This is a genomic window from Streptomyces sp. SID5643 (genome assembly GCF_009872555.1).
In the GTDB taxonomy this organism is placed as follows: domain Bacteria; phylum Actinomycetota; class Actinomycetes; order Streptomycetales; family Streptomycetaceae; genus Streptomyces; species Streptomyces iakyrus.
Map to the genome: position 1 here is coordinate 1 of NZ_WWIC01000234.1, position 18,644 is coordinate 18,644.

Annotated in this window: 16 protein-coding genes; 7 read left to right on the forward strand and 9 right to left on the reverse strand. The window is 72.9% G+C overall.

Annotated features, from left to right (window positions below; translation table 11 throughout):
• Positions 1–145 precede the first annotated feature (145 nt).
• From GTY56_RS26090 to GTY56_RS26105, 4 genes are all read left to right on the forward strand, one after another.
• Positions 146–1,351: a flavin-containing monooxygenase gene (locus GTY56_RS26090; protein WP_161367762.1), complete on the forward strand. Its 1,206-nt coding sequence runs from the start codon at positions 146–148 to the stop codon at positions 1,349–1,351.
• Positions 1,352–1,469: 118 nt separating this feature from the next.
• Positions 1,470–3,695, forward strand: coding sequence for an acetate--CoA ligase family protein (locus GTY56_RS26095; RefSeq protein WP_161367763.1), 2,226 nt, complete (start codon positions 1,470–1,472; stop codon positions 3,693–3,695).
• Positions 3,695–4,480: an enoyl-CoA hydratase/isomerase family protein gene (locus GTY56_RS26100; protein WP_161367764.1), complete on the forward strand. Its 786-nt coding sequence runs from the start codon at positions 3,695–3,697 to the stop codon at positions 4,478–4,480. The genes GTY56_RS26095 and GTY56_RS26100 overlap by 1 nt, the downstream gene beginning before the upstream one ends.
• Positions 4,481–4,522: 42 nt before the next feature.
• Complete coding sequence (locus GTY56_RS26105) at positions 4,523–5,140, forward strand: flavin reductase family protein (RefSeq protein WP_237525039.1); 618 nt, start codon at positions 4,523–4,525, stop codon at positions 5,138–5,140.
• Positions 5,141–5,145: 5 nt separating this feature from the next.
• On the opposite strand, the gene GTY56_RS26110 is transcribed toward GTY56_RS26105, so the two are convergent.
• Entirely contained in the window at positions 5,146–6,267 is a 1,122-nt protein-coding gene (locus tag GTY56_RS26110; RefSeq protein ID WP_161367765.1) for a methyltransferase, read from the reverse strand.
• 168 nt (positions 6,268–6,435) lie between these two features.
• On the opposite strand from GTY56_RS26110, the gene GTY56_RS26115 reads away from it, so the two are divergent.
• Positions 6,436–6,924 (forward strand): hypothetical protein, encoded by a 489-nt coding sequence (locus tag GTY56_RS26115; protein WP_161367766.1) that lies wholly within the window; start codon positions 6,436–6,438, stop codon positions 6,922–6,924.
• A 343-nt stretch (positions 6,925–7,267) separates the two neighbouring features.
• Here the strand turns inward: GTY56_RS26115 and GTY56_RS26120 are convergent, their stop codons facing one another.
• The 4 genes from GTY56_RS26120 to GTY56_RS26135 form a co-directional block, all read right to left on the reverse strand.
• Entirely contained in the window at positions 7,268–7,786 is a 519-nt protein-coding gene (locus GTY56_RS26120) for a hypothetical protein (RefSeq protein WP_202510750.1), read from the reverse strand.
• A 166-nt stretch (positions 7,787–7,952) separates the two neighbouring features.
• Positions 7,953–9,002: a Zn-dependent alcohol dehydrogenase gene (locus GTY56_RS26125; protein ID WP_161367767.1), complete on the reverse strand. Its 1,050-nt coding sequence runs from the start codon at positions 9,000–9,002 to the stop codon at positions 7,953–7,955.
• Positions 9,002–10,150, reverse strand: a complete 1,149-nt coding sequence (locus GTY56_RS26130; RefSeq protein WP_161367768.1) for an acyl-CoA dehydrogenase family protein — start codon at positions 10,148–10,150, stop codon at positions 9,002–9,004. The genes GTY56_RS26125 and GTY56_RS26130 overlap by 1 nt, the downstream gene beginning before the upstream one ends.
• 110 nt (positions 10,151–10,260) lie before the next feature.
• Positions 10,261–11,175, reverse strand: a complete 915-nt coding sequence (locus tag GTY56_RS26135; protein WP_161367769.1) for an SDR family NAD(P)-dependent oxidoreductase — start codon at positions 11,173–11,175, stop codon at positions 10,261–10,263.
• 104 nt (positions 11,176–11,279) lie between these two features.
• On the opposite strand from GTY56_RS26135, the gene GTY56_RS26140 reads away from it, so the two are divergent.
• Positions 11,280–12,206: a cyclase family protein gene (locus GTY56_RS26140; RefSeq protein ID WP_161367770.1), complete on the forward strand. Its 927-nt coding sequence runs from the start codon at positions 11,280–11,282 to the stop codon at positions 12,204–12,206.
• Between the two features lie 466 nt (positions 12,207–12,672).
• Here the strand turns inward: GTY56_RS26140 and GTY56_RS26145 are convergent, their stop codons facing one another.
• From GTY56_RS26145 to GTY56_RS26160, 4 genes are all read right to left on the reverse strand, one after another.
• A complete protein-coding gene (locus GTY56_RS26145) occupies positions 12,673–13,146 on the reverse strand; it encodes an ATP-binding protein (protein WP_161367776.1) in 474 nt (157 codons plus the stop codon).
• Positions 13,147–13,589: 443 nt separating this feature from the next.
• Positions 13,590–14,666 carry an acyl-CoA dehydrogenase family protein gene (locus tag GTY56_RS26150; RefSeq protein WP_524540147.1) on the reverse strand — a complete coding sequence of 359 codons (1,077 nt, stop codon included), beginning with the start codon at positions 14,664–14,666 and terminating at the stop codon, positions 13,590–13,592.
• Between the two features lie 5 nt (positions 14,667–14,671).
• A complete protein-coding gene (locus tag GTY56_RS26155) occupies positions 14,672–15,805 on the reverse strand; it encodes an acyl-CoA dehydrogenase family protein (RefSeq protein ID WP_161367771.1) in 1,134 nt (377 codons plus the stop codon).
• Positions 15,805–17,007, reverse strand: coding sequence for an amidohydrolase family protein (locus GTY56_RS26160; protein ID WP_161367772.1), 1,203 nt, complete (start codon positions 17,005–17,007; stop codon positions 15,805–15,807). The genes GTY56_RS26155 and GTY56_RS26160 overlap by 1 nt, the downstream gene beginning before the upstream one ends.
• An 89-nt stretch (positions 17,008–17,096) precedes the next feature.
• Here GTY56_RS26160 and GTY56_RS26165 point away from each other — a divergent pair, with 89 nt between their 5' ends.
• Positions 17,097–18,596, forward strand: coding sequence for an AMP-binding protein (locus tag GTY56_RS26165; RefSeq protein WP_161367773.1), 1,500 nt, complete (start codon positions 17,097–17,099; stop codon positions 18,594–18,596).
• Positions 18,597–18,644: the final 48 nt, after the last annotated feature.

The window sequence follows — 18,644 nt, forward strand, 5'->3', positions numbered from 1 at the left end:
CCGCCAGGAACGATCACCACCCCGCCACAACCGGACCCGCCACACCGCGAGCCCCACCCCCTCCCCTCACAGCCGTGATCAATCCGAAACCAATTCCGGTCTTGACCGAGACCCATCAACCGGTCCCGTGATTACGCTCCCGCTCATGGCCGACTCCACACCCCCCACACACGCCTCCGCACAGCCCCCACCCGACCGCCCCGTCTACGTCATCGGCGGCGGCCCCGGAGGGCTCGCCGTCGCGTACGCGCTGCGCGCCCGGGGCATACGGGCCGTCGTCCTGGAGAAGTCCGACCGCGTCGGGGCGTCGTGGCGCCGCCACTACGACCGGCTGCACCTGCACACCACCCGGCGGCTCTCGGCCCTGCCCGGGCTGCCGATGCCGCGCCGGTTCGGGCGGTGGGTGTCCCGGGACGACGTGGTGCGGTACCTGGAGAAGTACGCCGAGCACCACCGCCTCGAAATCGTCACCGGCGTCGAGGTGTCCCGCGTCGAGCGCACCCCCGACGGCACGGGCTGGCTGCTGCACGCCACCGGCGGCCGGGAACTGACCGGCGCGGCGGTGGTCGTCGCCACCGGCTACAACCACACCCCGCGCGTGCCGGACTGGCCCGGCCGGTCCGCCTTCACCGGCGAGTTCCTGCACGCCCGCGAGTACCGCAGCGGTACGCCCTACGCCGGCCGGGACGTCCTCGTCGTCGGGGTCGGCAACACCGGCGCCGAGATCGCCGTCGACCTGGTGGAGAGCGGCGCCTCCCGGGTCCGGCTCGCCGTGCGCACGGTCCCCCACATCGTGCGCCGTTCCACCGCCGGCTGGGCCGCCCAGTACAGCGGCGTCCTGGTCCGCCGGCTGCCGGTCGGCCTGGTCGACCGGATCTCCCGGGTGCAGGCCAGGGTGGCCCTGCCGGACCTGTCGGCGCACGGGCTGCCGCGTCCGGACACCGGGCTGTACACGCGGGTGAAGGAGGGGGCCGTCCCGGTGCAGGACGTCGGCCTGATCGACGCCGTGCGCAAGGGCAGGGTGGAGATCGTGGCCGCCGTGGACGGTTTCGAGGACGGCGGCAAGATCGCCCTGGCCGACGGCACCCGGATCTCCCCCGACGTCGTGATCGCCGCCACCGGCTACGTCCGTGCCCTGGAGGGCCTGGTCGGTCACCTCGACGTGCTCGACGACCGCGGCAGGCCCGTCGTGCACGGCGCCCGCACCCCGCCCGCCGCCCCCGGCCTGTACTTCACCGGCTTCACCAACCCGATCAGCGGCAACCTCCGCGAGATGGCACTGGACGCGGTGAAGATCGCCAAGGCGGTCGCACGCAACGGCCCCGGGAGCGTGTCCCGCCTGCCGGGCTGAGACCCCGGTTCGACGGATCCGGCAACTTTGCCCGCACACACCGTTCCTGACGTCACATCAGTTCAGTAATCTGACAGAGCGTCAGTTAGCGGCTGTCTCACAGGAGCGGGCGGAAACGATGCTTGGATCGACCCACGGCACCCTCACCACCGACTCCCGACGGGCCCGGGCCATCGCCTGTGGCGAGCGGTCCGGGCCCGTCGTGCACGGCAGGCCCGCCCAGGACGGCGACCTGGACGTCAGCGGTCGGCCGCTGCACGCCGCCGTACCCGACCTGGACCGCTTCTTCCGCCCCCGGTCCGTCGCCGTGATCGGCGCCTCGGACGCCGAGGGCCGCCCCAACACCGGCATCACGCGGCAACTCGTCGACTGGGCGGAGCGGGTCGGTGCCCGGCTCCACCCGGTGCATCCCAGCCGTCCGTCCGTCTTCGGCATCCCCTGCTCCCCGTCCGTCGCCGGCCTGCCCGAGCAGGTCGATCTGGCCGTGGTGCTGGTCGGCGACCCCCTCCCGGTGATCGAGGAACTGGCCGAGGCCAAGACGCGGTTCGCGGTCGTCTTCGCCTCCGGGTTCGCCGAGACCGGGCCGGAGGGCGAGGCCGCCCAGCGGCGACTGGCCGCCGCCGTCGAGCAGTCGGGGCTGCGGCTGCTGGGGCCCAACACCAACCTCAACGCCTTCGAGCGGTTCCGCGACGACCTCCAGGGGCCGGCGATCGCGCTGATCACCCAGTCCGGCCACCAGGGCCGCCCGGTCTTCGCCCTCCAGGAGCTCGGCATCCGCCTCTCGCACTGGGCACCGACCGGCAACGAGGCCGACCTGGACAGCGCCGCCTTCCTCTCCTGGTTCGCCGAGCAGCCCGAGGTCGGCGCCATCGCCTGCTACCTGGAGGGCCTGAAGGACGGCCGCTCCTTCCTGCTCGCCGCCGACCGGGCCGCCCGGCGCGGAGTCCCGGTCGTGGCCGTCAAGGTGGGCCGTACCGAGACCGGCGCCCGCACGGCCGCCTCCCACACCGGCAAACTCACCGGCGCGGACGCCGTGGTGGACGCGGCGCTGCGCCAGTACGGCGTGATCAGGGTCGACGGGCTGGACGAACTCCAGGACACGGCAGCCCTGCTGGCCCGGGCCCGGCCGCCGCGCGCGGACGGGGTCGTCGTCTACTCGATCTCGGGCGGCACCGGCGCACACGTCGCCGACCTGGCGACCGCCGCGGGCCTGAGCCTGCCGGTGCTGTCCGAGGCGAGGCAGGCCGAGCTGCACCAGTGGATACCCGAGTACCTGAGCGTCGCCAACCCGGTCGACAACGGCGGGCATCCGGTGGGGGACGAACGCGGCCGGAAGATCATCGACGCGATCCTCGGCGATCCGGCGGTCGGCGTGCTGATCTGCCCGGTCACCGGGCCGTTCCCGCCGCTCAGCGACCGGCTCGTCCGGGACCTGGTGGACGCGGCCGAGCAGACCGACAAGCTGGTCTGCGTGGTGTGGGGCTCACCGGTCGGCACCGAGCCCGCCTACCGCGAGGTCCTGCTCGGCTCGTCCCGCGTGGCCACGTTCCGCACGGTCGGCAACTGCCTCACCGCCGTCCGCGCCTACCTCGCCCACCACCGCTTCACGGCCGGCTACCGCTCCCCCTTCGACGAGGCCCCGCGCACCCCGTCGCCGTCCTACCGCAAGGCGCAGGCCCTGATGCAGCCCGGCCGGCAACTCAGCGAGCACGCGGCGAAGCAGCTGCTGCGGGCGTACGGCATCCGCGTCCCGCGCGAGCAGCTGGTGACCAGCGCGGCGGCGGCCGTCCGCGCGGCCGGACTCGTGGGCTACCCGGTGGTGATGAAGGCCTCCGGCGCCCGGATCGCCCACAAGACCGAACTGGGCCTGGTGAAGGTCGGGTTGACCTCGGCCAGCCAGGTCCGCGACGCCTACCGGGAGCTGACCGACATCGCCCGCTACGAGGACGTCGCCCTGGACGGCGTCCTGGTCTGCCAGATGGTGGAGCAGGGCGTCGAGATGGTCGTCGGTGTGGCCCACGACGACCTCTTCGGACCGACCGTGACCGTCGGACTCGGCGGCGTGCTCGTCGAGGTGCTGCGCGACACCGCCGTCGGGGTGCCGCCCTTCGGGGAGGAGCAGGCGCGCGGCATGCTCGCCGGGCTGCGCGGGCGGGCCCTGCTCGACGGCGTCCGGGGGCGGCCGGCGGCGGACCAGGACGCGCTGGTCGAGGTCGTCCTGCGCGTGCAGCGCATGGCCCTGGAACTGGGCGGCCAGCTCGCCGAGTTGGACATCAACCCGCTGATGGTCCTGCCGCAGGGGCAGGGCGCGGTGGCGCTGGACGCACTGGCGGTGTGCCGCTGATGACGGCAGTGCTGCACGCGACGGCCGGCCAGGTCCTCACCCTCACCCTCAATCGGCCCGAGGCGCTCAACGCCCTCACGCCGGACCAGCGGGACGAGATCGTCCGGCTGCTGTCCGAGGCGTCGGCGGCCCCCGCCGTGCGGGCCGTCGTGATCACCGGGTCGGGCCGCGGCTTCTGCGCCGGAGCGGACCTCCGGGGCACCGGGACGTCCGGCGAACGCCTCGCGGGCGATGTCGCCCGCACCCTCCGCACCGGCGCCCAGCGGCTGATCGGCGCCGTGCTCGACTGTGAGAAGCCGGTGATCGCGGCGGTGAACGGCACGGCGGCCGGCCTCGGCGCACAGCTGGCGTTCGCCTGCGATCTGGTCCTCGCGGCCGAATCCGCCCGCTTCATCGAGGTGTTCGTACGCCGCGGACTGGTCCCCGACGGCGGCGGCGCCTACCTCCTGCCCCGCCTCGTCGGCCCGCAGCGTGCGAAGGAGCTGATGTTCTTCGGCGACGCGCTCACCGCACCGGACGCCGAACGCCTCGGGCTCGTCAACCGGGTCGTCCGCGACGAGGAGCTGGAGAAGACGGCGCGTGCGTGGGCCGAGCGCCTCGCCTCCGGTCCGACCCGGGCTCTCGCCCTGACCAAGCAGCTCGTCAACGCCTCCCTCGACACCGACCGCGCCGCCGCCTTCGCCGCCGAGGCCGCCGCGCAGGAGATCAACATGACGACGGCGGACGCCCGGGAGGGCGTACGGAGCTTCGTGGAGCGGCGGAGCGCGGAGTTCGAGGGACGCTGACCCTTCCTATCTGACGGACCGTCAGCTTCAATGACGGATGTGATGGGACAAGCAGGGATGGCGGAGGCCGCCGTCCGCTACCTCAGGTCGAACCGCACACCCGCCCCGGAGCCCGTCGAAGCGCTGCCGCGCCCCGATCTGCGCTGCGTCGCCGAGGACGAGCGCGCACCACTCGACCCGCGTGAGTTCCGGCGCGTCCTCGGCACCTTCGCGACGGGCGTGGCGGTCGTCACCGCACCGCCCGCCGCCGACGGCGGCTCCCCCGCCGGCTTCGCCTGCCAGTCCTTCACGTCCCTCTCCCTCGCCCCGCCCCTGGTGGCCTTCATGGTCGGCCGTACGTCGTCGACGTGGCCGCGGATCGCCCGCGCCGGGGCGTTCTGCGTGAACGTCCTGGGCGCCGCCCAGGGCGAGTTGTGCCGCGCCTTCGCGGTGAGCGGGGCGGACAAGTTCGCGGGCGTGGCCTATGACGCCGCGCCGGTGTCGGGCTCGCCCCGGCTGGCGGGCGCCGTGGCGTGGATCGACTGCGCGATCCACGCCGTCCACACCGGCGGCGACCACCTCATCGTGGTCGGCCGGGTGAACTCCCTCGGCACGGCGGACGATCCGTCCGAACCGCTGCTCTTCCACCGGGGGCGCTTCACCCGGCCGGCGCACCCGTAGAGAGTTCACGCCGCCGCCAGCCGCCACAGCGAGGTGACCTCGGCGGCCCGTACGGCGTGCAGCGGATCGCCGGTGTCCCGCACGCGTGCGTGCCGCGGCCGCGTGTCCGTCCGGCCGACGACCCGTAACCCGGCCTCCGCCACGGCGGCCATCAGCTCCTCCCGGCAGCGCAGCCCGAGCCGTTCGGCGAGGTCGGACAGGACGAGCCAGCCCTCACCGCCGGGTTCCAGCCGGCCGGCGAGCCCGCCCAGGAAGCCGCGCAGCATGCCACCGCCCGCGTCGTAGACCCCGAGATCGAGGTCGGAGGCGGGCCGGGCGGGAACCCAGGGCGGGTTGCAGACGACGAGGCCGGCCCGCCCCTCGGGGAACAGGCCTGGCCCGGTCACGCGGACCGTCCTCGCGAGCCCCAGCCGCCGCAGGTTCGTCCGGGCGCACTCCCGTGCCCGGGCGCTGACGTCCGTGGCCACCATCTGCCCCACTCCGCGCCGGGCCGGCACGGCGGCGAGCACGCCGGTGCCGGTGCCCAGGTCGAACGCTGTCCGCACGGCACCGCCGCACGGCAGGGGAGCCCGGGCGACGAGATCGACGTACTCGCTCCTGGTCGGCGCGAACACCCCGTAGTGCGGGTGGATCCGCGCGCCCAGGGCCGGTACGTGCACGCCCTTCTCCCGCCACTCCCGGGCGCCGATCACACCCAGCAGTTCCGTGAGGGCGACGGCGACCGGCCCTCCGGACGGCGCCCCGTAGGCCTCGTCGCACGCCCGGCGCACATCCGGGGCGCGGCGCAGCGCCAGGGTGTGGTCGTCCTCCAGCAGGACGAGCAGCTTGCCGAGCACGCGGGCGCGGTGGGCACGGAAGCGGCGTTGCGCATGGAACACCTCGGCCGGAGGGCCCCCGCCATCGGGCGCGCTCCGCCCGACACGGCGGTCCATGGCGCGCAGCAGTTGACGGGCGTTGTGGAAGTCCCCGCGCCACAGCAGCGCGGTGCCCTCACAGGCCAGCCGGTGGGCGACGGCGGCCCGCATCCCGTCGTCGGCGACGACCACCCGGCGGGGCAGCGGCAGTGCGGACTCAGAGTGCCGGCGGGCGGAACGGGGTCGAGCTTCGACCCAGTGGATGGTGGACACGGCAGACTCCTCGGAAGACCGAACGTGAGCGAACGCGCGACGTCACGACGATCACGTCACCGAGGACCATGCCGAGTGTCATCAACTCACCTTCCGAGGCAGTGCGGTGGTCGCGTTCAGAAGAGGCCGACCGGGCGGAGCGCCGCGTCGGACCAGGGAGGCAGAGCCGTGAACACCGAGGACAGCCGGCGGGAACCCGCCGAGCACGCCCGCTTCGCCGCGTACCTGGCCGAGCTGGAACAGGTCGGCGAAGCGGACGAGACGGCGCTGGTCGGCAGGGTCCTCGGCGACCCGGACCGGGTGATGGCCGAGGCTGCCGTGGTGCGGCACCTCGACCGCCGGGCCGCACAGCTGTGGCCGGAACCCGCCTGGGAGGAGTGGGCGGCGGCCGTGACGCGGGTGGTGACCGGACGGCCCTTCCTGGTCCGGCGACTGGAGGAGTGGTCCCTGTTCCGAGCGATCGCCCTCCGACTGCCGTGGCGCCCGGAGGACTTGCTGGCGTCGTCGGACTGGCTCCAGCTCAAGGCGGCGACCGGAGCGGGCCGCCCCGACGCCCTCGGTGTCCTCGATGTCCTCGATGTCCTCGCCGAGGGCGGCCGGACGAAGAGGATCCGCAACACCGCCCGGGCGAGCCGCGCGCGGCGGATCGAGGGCTGACAGCCGCTGACCAGGCCGCGCCGTGCGGTGAACCAGCGGTTGGTGACGGTCGCCGCGAAGGCCGGCGCCATGGAGCCGGAGCCGAGACCGACCAGCAGCGCGTCCCGGGCTCGGCCCCTCAGACGCAGCTCGCCGGACTGGCTACGTGTGAGCGCTGCGGGGAGACCGTGCGAGGCGGCATGTACCGAGGGACGCCGGTCTACCGCTGCGGACAGAAGCACGTACGCGTGCCCCGGGAGCCGGCCGACAAGAACCCGACACGTAGCCAGCCCCGTTCGACTCGCGCCCCGCTCTCGCCCGAGGCGGGGCTTCGTCGTCTCCAGCGCCGTGAGGCGCCGTTGGTTCAGTGCTGGAGAGCGCAGTCATCCGCTGCCAGGTGCAGGTGCCGAAGGGTTTCCAGTTCGGTGGTGGGGAAGGCGTGCAGCTGCCACTTCTGGAGGTAGCCGTCCTCACCGTGGGTTCGCCGCACCTTTTCGGCAGCCATCAGGACCGCATGTGCCAGGGAGGTGCGAGGACGTGTGGACGTCCACACGAGGGTGCCCTTCTCGTCCGGTGCGTCGAAGCTCGTCGACATGTCCGGGAAACGTCGGATCGTGAGGTGCACGTCGCTCTTTCGGCGACGAAGAATCCACCGCGCCTCCGCCGGTTCGAGGTCGAACGAGAACCGCTGGATGTCATGGGGGCCGTAGAGGCCCGTCACGCCTTTCAGCAAGTCGGCGAGCGCGTTGGTGCAGTAGCTGACGCTGTCCCGGTGCTTCGTCGAGCCGTCCCAAATCCTGCACGTCGCCCAGCCGGAGCCGCTCAGTTCCCAACTGAAGTGCAAGGATCTCGTCACTGGATTCCTCCGGTCGTCTGCGGACAACGTTACAGCGGTGCTGACGTGGGACGGCCGGGTACGCCGCTTCCGCGAGGAGAGCGGCGTCAGCCCCGGCCATCACGCCCACCGCCTACCGGCGCACCTTCCGTGCGGAGAAGGAAACCGCCGCCCTCAGAAGGTGAGGACCGCCCTCAAAAGGTGACCACCGCCCTCAGAAGGTGAGCACCGCCCGCGCCACCCGCCCCGCCTCCGCGTCCGCCGCCGCCTTCTCGAAGTCCTCCACCGGGTAGGTCCGGGTGACCAGTTCGTCGAGCAGGAGGCGCCCCCGGCGGTACAGCCCGGCGTACAGGGCGATGTCCCGCTGGGGGCGGGAGGAGCCGTAGCGGCAGCCCAGGACGGACTTGTCGAGGTACAGCGAGGAGACGCGGAAGGACGCCTCGGCCGTGGCGGGCGGGACCCCGAGCAGGATCGCCTGGCCGTGCCGGTCCAGGGAGTCGATGGCCCGCCGGATCAGCTCGACGCGGCCGACGCACTCGAAGGCGTGGTCCACGCCCGTGGGCAGCAGCTCGCGCACGCCCTCGGTGGACGTCAGGAAGTCGGTCGCGCCGAACCGGCGTGCCGCCTCTTCCTTCGCCGGGTTGGCGTCGACGGCCACGATCCGCCCGGCGCCCGCGAGCCGGGCCCCCTGGAGCACGTTCAGGCCGATGCCGCCGGTCCCGATGACCAGGACGCTGTCGCCGCGGTCCACCCGCGCCCGGTTCAGCACGGCGCCCACCCCGGTCAGCACCCCGCACCCGATGAGCGCCGCCGAGGCCATCGGGATGTCGTCGGGGATGCGGACCGCCTGGACGGCCTTGACGACCGTGCGCTCGGCGAACGCCGAGTTCGACGCGAACTGGTGCACCGGCGAGCCGTCGTGGCGGAAGGGCCGGCCCGGGCGTCCGATGGCCTGCCGGCACATGGTCGGCCGGCCCCGGTCGCACTCGGCGCACGTGCCGCAGTTCGCCAGGGTGGAAAGCGCCACATGGTCACCGGGCGCGACATGGGTGACGCCCCCACCCACCGCCTCCACGACCCCGGCCCCCTCATGGCCCAGCACCACAGGCACGGGGAACGGTATGGTCCCGTCCACCACCGACAGATCACTGTGACACAGCCCGGCCGCCGAGATCGCGACCCGCACCTCACCCGGCCCCGGCTCGCGCACCTCCAGGTCCGTCACGACCCGGACCTGCTTCCCGTCGAAGATCACGCCTCGCATCACACGGCCCCCTTGGGCTCCCTGGGCAGGCCGAGCACGCGCTCGGCGATGATCGTGCGCTGGATCTGGTCCGAGCCGCCGTAGATCGTGTCGGCCCGGGAGAAGAGGAACAGGTGCTGGAAGGCGTCCAGTTCGTACGGCTCGGAGGCCGACCAGTCGGCGGGGCCCACGGCAGCCCCCGCGCCCCGCACCAGCACCGCCAGCTCCCCGAGCCGCTGGTGCCAGCCGGCCCACAGCAGCTTGGCCACGCTCGGGGCACCCGCGTCACCGGAACCCCCCAGCGTGCGCAGGGCGTTCCAGCGCATCGTCCGCAGTTCGGCCCACTGCCGCACGAGCCGTTCCCGTACGAGGGGGTCGTGCACCGCGCCCGACGCGACGGCCGCGCGCACCACGCCCGCCAGTTCCTCGGCGAACCCGATCTGCTGGGCCAGCGTGGAGACCCCGCGTTCGAAGCCGAGCAGGCTCATGGCGACGCGCCAGCCGTTCCCCTCGCCACCGACGACGTGCTCGGCGCGCGCGCCGTCGAAGAAGACCTCGTTGAAGTCGCTGGTGCCCGTCATCTGGCGGATGGGGCGGACCTCGATCCGGCCGGGCTGGTCCATGGGGACGAGGAGGAAGGTCAGCCCGTGGTGCCGTACCGATCCGGGTCCGGTCCTGGCCAGCACGAAACACCAGTCCGCCTCGTGCGCGAGCGACGTCCAGATCTTCTGCCCGGTGACGCGGTACGTACGGCCGTCCGGTTCGCGCACGGCCGCGGTACGGATCCCGGCCAGGTCCGATCCGGCGCCGGGTTCGCTGTAGCCCTGGCACCAGAGCTCCTCGCCGGCGGCGATCGGCGGCAGGAACCGCGACTTCTGCTCCTCGGTGCCGTGGGCGAGGAGCGTGGGCGCGAGCAGGTTCTCCCCGATGTGCCCGGAGCGCGGGGGCGCCGCCGACCGCACGTACTCCTCGGCCCAGACGACCTGCTGGGTGAGGGTGGCCCGGCGATTTCCGTACCCGTCCCCGTCCCACCCGAGCCCGATCCACCCGGCCGCACCGAGAGTCCGTTCCCAAGTGCGGCGGCGGGTCTCGCCCTTGACGTGCGTGGCCAGCCAGTCACGAGCTTCGCTGCGAAACGCGTCGTCCTCCGGCCCGAAGTCGAAGTCCATCAGGGTGCTCCTCTCACCGGCGCCGCAGGGGCGAATCCCTTAAGGGGCGCGGGGAACTGCGCGAACGGCCGCACTCCACCCGCACCCGCCCATCCACCCCACTCCCCGAGCTACTGGGCGTTCGGCCGCTCCCCCCGCCCCGCCGCCCTCTCCATCTCCCCCACCCGCTCCAGCAAGGGCATCGGATCCACCCCCACCGACCCCGGCAGGAACTCCGCGATCCGTTCCACCGTCCACCCGTCGGGGGCATACGCCGCCCGCAGTTCCCTCGGCTGGGCCCACACCGCGATCTTCGCCCCGGCCACCGTGTACACCTGCCCGGTGATCCCCTCCCGGGAGGCGGCGTCGGACAGCAGGTACACCACCAGTGCGGCGACGTCCTCCGGCTCCCCGATCCCGGCCAGTTCCATCGGCACCCCGGCCGACATCCGGGTCCGCGCGACGGGCGCCACCGCGTTCGCGGTCACCCCGTACTTGTGCAACCCGAGCGCGGCGCTGCGCACCAGCGAGATGATCCCGCCTTTCGCGGCGCTGTAGTTGGCCTGGGAGACGGACCCCTGGTGGTTGCCGCTGGTGAAGCCGATCAGCGTCCCGGCCCGCTGCTTGCGCATCACCGCGGAGGCCGCCCGGAACACCGTGAACGTGCCCTTCAGATGGGTCGCGACGACCGGGTCCCACTCCTCCTCGGTCATGTTGAACAGCATCCGCTCGCGCAGGATCCCGGCCACGCAGACCACACCGTCCAGCCGGCCGTACGACGCCAGTGCCACGTCGACGACCCGCTGCCCGCCGGCCATCGTGGAGATGTCGTCGGCGACGGCGACCGCCTCCCCGCCCGCGGCCTCGATCTCCTTGACCACGGCCTGGGCGACCTCGCTCGCCGGTGACGCGCCGTCCACCGAGACGCCGTAGTCGTTGACGACGACCCGCGCCCCTTCGGCCGCCGCCGCGAGCGCCACCGCGCGGCCGATGCCCCGCCCGGCACCCGTGATGGCGACGACCTTGCCTGCCAAGAAGTTCCCCACGCCCGGCCCCTTCCCGTCCCACGGTTTCTGACGGACCGTTAGATTCTCGATTCCCGAATTCTACGACCCGTCAGATACGGGAAGACAAGCCCCGGGGAGGACTCATGTCGCTGCCGGACGCGTTCCACGACATCGCCAAGCGCGTCAACAACTGGGGCCGTTGGGGAGCCGACGACGAGATCGGCACCCTGAACCTGATCACCGACGAAGTCGTCAGGCAGGCCGCGGCGACCGTCCGCACCGGCCGGCGCGTCCCCCTCGCACTGCCCCTCCAGCAGGACGGCGTGCAGACCGGCATGATCCCCGGCCGCGTCAACCCCCTGCACGCCATGGTGCAGATCAACCAGGAGATCTTCGGCCCGGGCACGGTCGCGTGCAGCGACGACGTCGTGACCATGGGCCTCCAGGCGGCCACCCACTGGGACGCCCTGCCCCATGTCTCGCACTCGGGCCGGCTCTACAACGGCCGCCCCGCCCACACCGTCACCGCTCACGGCGGCGCCGGCTTCAGCGGCATCGGCACGGTCCGGCACGTCGTCTCGCGCGGGGTGCTGCTGGACGTCGCCCGGGCCCGCGGCACGCACCGGCTCGACGGCGGCTACGCCGTCACGCCCGAGGACCTGGACGCCGCCGAGGAGCTGGCCGGGACGCGGGTGCGGGCGGGGGACATCGTGCTCGTGCGGACCGGGCAGATCCAGGCCTGCCTGACCGGGGACCGGCACGGCTACGCGTACCCGTCGCCGGGGCTGTCGATCCGGACACCGGAGTGGTTCCACGCGCGCGATGTCGCGGCCGTCGCCAACGACACCCTCACCTTCGAGGTGTTCCCGCCCGAGGTGGAGGACCTCTGGCTGCCGGTGCACGCCCTCGACCTCGTGGAGATGGGCATGCCACAGGGTCAGAACTGGAATCTCGAAAAGTTGTCCACAGCCTGTGGAGAAGCGGGGCGGTACGCGTTCCTGCTGACCGCGACCCCGGAGCCGTTCACCGGGGCGACCGGCTCGCCGGTGGCTCCCGTCGCCGTCCTGTAGGCCGCCGGTCCGAGGCCCTTCCACCGGACGCCCGGCGGACCGGCGCGGCCGGGCCGCCATCCGCCGCAGCTGGATGGCGGCGCCGCGCTGCTCGCCCCGAGCACGGCAGCGCGCGCCGCCACCCGACTCCGGCGCTCCCGCCCCGACTCCCCGCCCCTGAAGGGAGCCGACGCCGAATCACGACTCACACTCGCCGAGGGCTGCCGTCCACCGAAGCCCTCGTCGTCCCCTCACGGCGAATCGCTGCCCACCAGCGTGAGCAAACGGTCACGACGCGTCAACAGGAGTTCGGAGAGATGTCCCTTAGGGGGCTTTTGTCACAGGCGCGCACGGAAGCACGTCCCGGCGCATCGCCGCATGCCCTGCCGGAGGCCGCCGGCCCGCCGTGCATCCATGCCCCGACCCCGCCGCACGAACCCGCGGCATGTGCCGCCGCACACCACACCCGCCAGAACGGGCGGTGGTGCTACACCACCTCGTACGCCAGGCCCTCGTAAGCCGCCCCGCCGCACGCCACCGCGCCTCCGCACGACACCGCGAGGTCCGGGGACTTCGCGCACCGGTCCACCTCGCACCAGATGCGCTTGCCGGTGGCCTCGACGCTCCATCCCCAGCGGTCGGCCAGGCCGTCGACGAGCGCCAGACCCCGACCGCCGGTCGCGTCGTCGCCGGCACACCGGGGCACGGGGGCCCGGCCGCTGCGGTCCGCGACCTCCAGACGGACCGTGGCCTCCTCCGTCACCACGTGCGGCAGGGACAGCCGCAGGACGGCGGGACGGCCGGTGTGCACCACGGCGTTGGTGACGAGTTCGGAGACGAGCAGGATCAGCGTCTCGGCGAGGGGTTCGTCGGCCTGTATGCCGGACCCGGCCAGGCGGGAGCGGGCCCACCGCCGGGCCCGCCCCACTTCTGCGGGGTCGGGCCGGATCTCCAGCTGCACTTGAAGCACCTGCACCGCTCACACCATCCGAACCGGCGGACACTTAGGCTCGCGCCTCACGAGGGCCACGATCGTAGCCATTTTCTGCATGGCCAGAACAACGGCCGGGACAAGGATCACGGAACGTGAATCCCTTGTGGGACAGCATGGTTGACGTACAGTCACGCCAACAAGCGCTTCGGGCATATTCCAGCGCGAAGGAGTACCCGTGCGGCATACTGTGCGACGCTCGCCGCGGGCAGTCGAACAGGCGGCGCCACGGGGTCGCACTGCGCTCGGAGCCACTCGCATTCGACACAAGGTACCGGAGCGGGCAATCGACTCCAGGCCGTAACGAGTCACACTGAGGACACAAGCCGGTATCAACGCTCCGTAATTCCGGTATGCCACGATCCATGACATCCCTGGGAGCGGGATCGGCGATACCGCAGCCAGACGGCCCGTCAGGCTGTCTCGGGGAGCAAAGCCGCCGCGAGCAGCTCCTCACTCTCCGTGACTCCACCCGCACGTTGGGTTCGAACCCATGCGCGTTTCAGATGCAGATGGACCTCGGACTCCCAGGTGAAGCCCATCCCGCCGTGCACCTGGAGGCAGTCGCGGGCGCCGCGCACGGCGGCCTCGTCGGCGAGGATGCGGGCCGCGGCGATGTCGGCCGGGTCGGCGGTCACGGCGGCCGCGTACACCGCGGCGCGGGCCGTCTCCGCACGGACCAGGATCCCCGCACAGAGGTGCGCCACCGCCTGGAAGGCACCGATGGGCCGTCCGAACTGTTGGCGCGCCCGGGCGTGTTGCGCCGCCAGTTCACAGACGCGGCCGGCCGTGCCGAGTTGCTCGGCGGCGGTGAGCAGGATCGCGACGGGGTCGGGGGCGGGCCGCCCGGCGGGCACGCGGTGCAGGGGCGTCAGCGGGTCGAGCGAGCGCAGCGGCACGGCCCCCGTGGTGTCCCCGCGTACGGCGTCCGCCTCCGCCAGCCACTCCACCAGCCCTCCGTCCACGGCCGCCACCACCGTCTCCCCGGTGGCCGCTCCCGGTACGGCGCCGGCCGCGAGGTGGGTGGCGACGAGCGGCCCGGGCAGCAGCGCCCGCCCCGCCTCCTCGAACACCAACACGGCTTCCGCAAGCCCGAGTCCGATCCCGCCGTCCGCCTCCGGCACCCGCAGGGCGAAGAACCCGAGGTCACCGAGGGCCCGCCACAGCCCCCGGTCGAGCCGCGGCGGCCCGGCCGCACGCCCCGCCTCCGGCCCGCCGGCCTCGCCCGGGCCCCCGGAACTCCCCACCCCCGCATGTCCCCTGCCGCCGAGCGCCGCTCCGGCACGGGCCACGCCCGCACCACCGCCACCCGACTCGGAACGCCCCGGGCCCTCACCTGTGCCACGGGCTCCATCGCGCACCCCGGCGGCACCGCCCCCGTCGGCCTCCTCCACGGCCGCCCGCAGCGCCCGGCCGTCGAATCGCCGTGCCAGCGCCTCGCGCACCCCGTCCCGCAGTGCCCGCTGGTCGTCCGTCAGGCGGAACCGCACGGCGCTCACCGTCCCTTCGGCAGGCCGAGGACGCGCTCGGCGATGATGCTGTGCTGGATCTGCGAGGTGCCGGCCGCGATGGTGTACGCCAGGGCGGAGAGCCGGTCGGGGGTCCACGGCCGGTCCAGGTCGAGACAGTCGGGCCCCAGTACCTCGGCGGCGGCGTCGTAGAGCTCCTGGCGGGCGTGCGAGTAGCGGAGCTTGAAGACCGAGCCGCCCGTGCCCGGTACTCCGCCCGAGGCCTCGGCCGCGCTCACGTTCCACTGCGTGAGCCGCCACAGCGCCCGGAACTCCGCGTTGAGCCTGCCCAGCCGGCGCCTGAGGGCCGGGTCGTCCCAGCGGCCGTTCCTGCGGGCCTCGACGGCCAGTTCGGCGAGGAGCCGGCGGCAGGAGACGACCTCACCCGCGAAGGCCGTGCCCCGCTCGAAGGACAGTGTCACCATGGTCACGCGCCAGCCGTCGTCCTCGTCCCCGACCCGGTTGGCCACCGGCACCCGCACCTCGTCCAGGAACACCTCGGCGAACTCGGCGGGCCCGGCGAGCGTGCGCAGCGGCCGGACGGTGATGCCGGGCGCGTCCATGGGCAGGGCGAGCCAGGTGATGCCCCGGTGTTTCGGGGCGGCCGGGTCGGTGCGGACCAACAGCTCGCACCAGTCGGCGACTTCGGCGTGCGAGGTCCAGATCTTGGAGCCGGTCACCACGTAGTCGTCGCCGTCGCGCCGCGCGCGGGTGCGCAGGGCCGCGAGGTCGGATCCGGCCTCCGGTTCGCTGAAGCCCTGGCACCAGACCTCCTCGCCGCGCAGGATCGGCGGCAGCCAGCGCGCCCGCTGGGCGTCCGTGCCCTCGGCGGCGATGGTCGGCCCGGCGTGCAGCAGGCCCACGAAGTTGGCGCCCACGTAGGGCGCTCCGGCCTTCTCGGTCTCCTCCAGGAAGATCAGGCGGACGCTCGGGGTGGCGTCCCAGTGGACGCCGGCGTATCCGGCCTCGTACAGCCTGCGCTGCCAGCCGAGGTCGTACGCCCGCCGCCCCGGCCAGTCGTCGGGGGACGGCCTGGGCGGGAGTCCGGGCAGCGTGCGCGCGAGCCATTCCCGCAGCCGGGCCCGGAACTCCTCCTCCTCGGGCGTGTACGACAGGTCCATCAGCGGTCGAGGTCCAGGTCCAGGTCCAGCATCCGGATGGCGTTGCCGCGCATCAGCTTGTACACCGTCTCGTCGTCGAGGCCCTTGACGTGGTCGAGGGCGACCTCCTTGGTGTGCGGGAAGGTCGAGTCGACGTGCGGGTAGTCGGTCTCGAAGGTGGCGTTGTCCCGGCCGACCACGTCGATGGACGCCACGCCGTGCTGGTCGCGGAAGAAGCAGCAGAACACCTGCCGGTAGTAGTACGTCGACGGCGGCTCGGGGATCGTGTCGCGGACGCCGCCCCAGGCGCGGTGCTCCTCCCAGACGTCGTCGGCGCGCTCCAGGGCGTACGGGATCCAGCCCATCTGGCCCTCGGAGTAGGCGAGTTTGAGGCGCGGGAACTTCACCAGGACCCCGCTGAAGAGGAAGTCCATCATCGAGGCCATCGCGTTGTTGAAGCTGAGCGAGGCCTGCACGGCGGGCGGGGCGTCGGGCGAGGCGGCCGGCATCTGGGACGAGGACCCGATGTGCATGTTGACGACCGTCCCGGTCTCCTGGCAGACCGCGAAGAACGGGTCCCAGTAGCCGGAGTGGATGGACGGCAGCCCGAGGTGGGTGGGGATTTCCGAGAAGGTCACCGCCCGCACCCCGCGCGCGGCGTTGCGGCGGATCTCCGCGACGGCCAGGCCGATGTCCCACAGCGGGATCAGGCACAGCGGGATGAGCCGCCCGCCGCTGTCGCCGCACCACTCCTCGACCATCCAGTCGTTGTAGGCGCGCACGCAGGCCAGGGCGACCTCCTTGTCGTGCGCCTCGGCGAAGGTCTGGCCGCAGAACCGCGGGAAGCTGGGGAAGCACAGGCTCGCCTCGACGTGGTTGAGGTCCATGTCCTTCAGGCGTTCCTTCGGGTCCCAGCAGCCGGGCCGCATCTCCTCGCGGGTGATGCCCTCCAGGGTCATCGCGTCCCGGTCGAAGCCGACGGCGGCGATGTTGCGCTTGTACGGGAACTTGAGGTCCTCGTAGACCCACCAGTCGGTGGGCTGGCCGTCCGGGTCCATGGTGATCCGGTACTTGCCGCCGACGTAGGCGAGTTCACCGATCCCGGCGGTCAGGGGCTTCGGGCCGCGCTCGCGGTACTTGGCCGGCAGCCAGGTGTCGAAGAGGTGGGCGGGCTCGATCACGTGGTCGTCGACGCTGATGATGCGGGGCAGTTCGGTCGCCATGGGTCCCCTCCGCCGGACGGTACTTATCTGATGCAGCGTCAGATAGCATCGCACCTGACGACCCGTCAGCCAAGCCGCAGGGGGCAGTCGTGAACGAGACCCCGCACGCCCTGAGTTCGTCCCGCACCCTGTGGGACCTGGTCACCCGCCGCGCGGCCCTCACGCCCGACCGCACGCTCTTCCTCCAGGACGACCGGCCGCTGACCTTCGGGGCGCTGCGTGCCCGTGCCGAGCGGGTCGCGGCCGGGCTGTACGGGATGGGCGTACGCCCCGGCACGGTGGTCGCCTGGCAGCTGCCCACCCGTATCGAGACGGTCGTCCTGTCCTTCGCCCTGGCCCGTCTCGGCGCCGTGCAGACCCCGGTGATCCCCTTCTACCGGGACCGCGAGGTCGGCTTCGCCCTGCGCGAGTCCAAGGCGGAGTTCTTCGCGGTGCCGGGCGCCTGGCGCGGCTTCGACCACGGCGCGATGGCCCGGCGGCTGGGTGCGAGGGGCGTCTTCGAGGCCTACGACGACCTGCCCGACGGCGATCCGTCCCTCCTGCCTCCCCCGCCCTCCGACGGCACCGCCGTCCGCTGGATCTACTGGACCTCCGGCACGACCTCCGACCCCAAGGGCGTCCTGCACACGGACCGTTCACTGCTCGCGGGCGGCTCCTGCCTGGCCCACGCGCTGCGCCCCTCGGCGGACGACGTCGGCTCGATCGCCTTCCCCTACGCCCACATCGGCGGACCCGACTACACGGTGATGCTGCTGCTGTACGGCTTCCCGGCGGTGCTGTTCGAGCAGTTCGCGCTGCCGGACGCGCTGGCGGCGTACCGTGCGCACGGCGTGACGATGGCGGGCGGGTCGACGGCGTTCTACTCGATGTTCCTGGCGGAGCAGCGCAAGCAGCCGGGAGAGCCGGTGGTGCCGTCGCTGCGGCTGCTGGCGGGCGGCGGGGCGCCCAAGCCGCCGGAGCTGTATCACGCCGTGGTGCGGGAGATGGGCGTGCAGCTCACCCACGGATACGGCATGACCGAGGTGCCGATGATCACCATGGGCGACCCGGACGACCCTCCCGAGCTGCTGGCGGCGACCGAGGGGCGCCCTCCGGAGGGGATGGAGATCCGGGTCGTGGACGGCGAAGTGCGGCTGCGCGGGGAGGCCGTGTGCCGGGGATACCTGGACCCGGGGCAGACGGCGGAGGCCTTCGACGAGGAGGGCTTTCTGCGCACCGGCGACCTCGGACACCTGACGGAGACCGGGCACCTGGTCCTCACCGGCCGGCTCAAGGACGTCATCATCCGCAAGGGCGAGAACATCTCGGCCCGGGAGATCGAGGACCTCCTGCACCGGCACCCGGCGGTCGCGGACGTCGCGGTGATCGGGCTGCCGGACGCGGCGCGCGGGGAGCTGGTGTGCGCGGTGGTGGAACAGCCCTCCGGTACCGAGGCGTTGACGCTCGCCACCATGACCGCCTTCCTGCGCGCCGAGGGACTGTCGGTGCACAAGCTGCCGGAACGGCTGGAACGGGTGGACGCCCTTCCGCGGGGCGAGACCCTACGGAAGGTACTGAAGTACAAACTCCGCGAGCGCTACACGAGTTAAGGGGCGCGGGGAACGGCGCGAACAACCACGGACGGCCCGCAGCCGCCC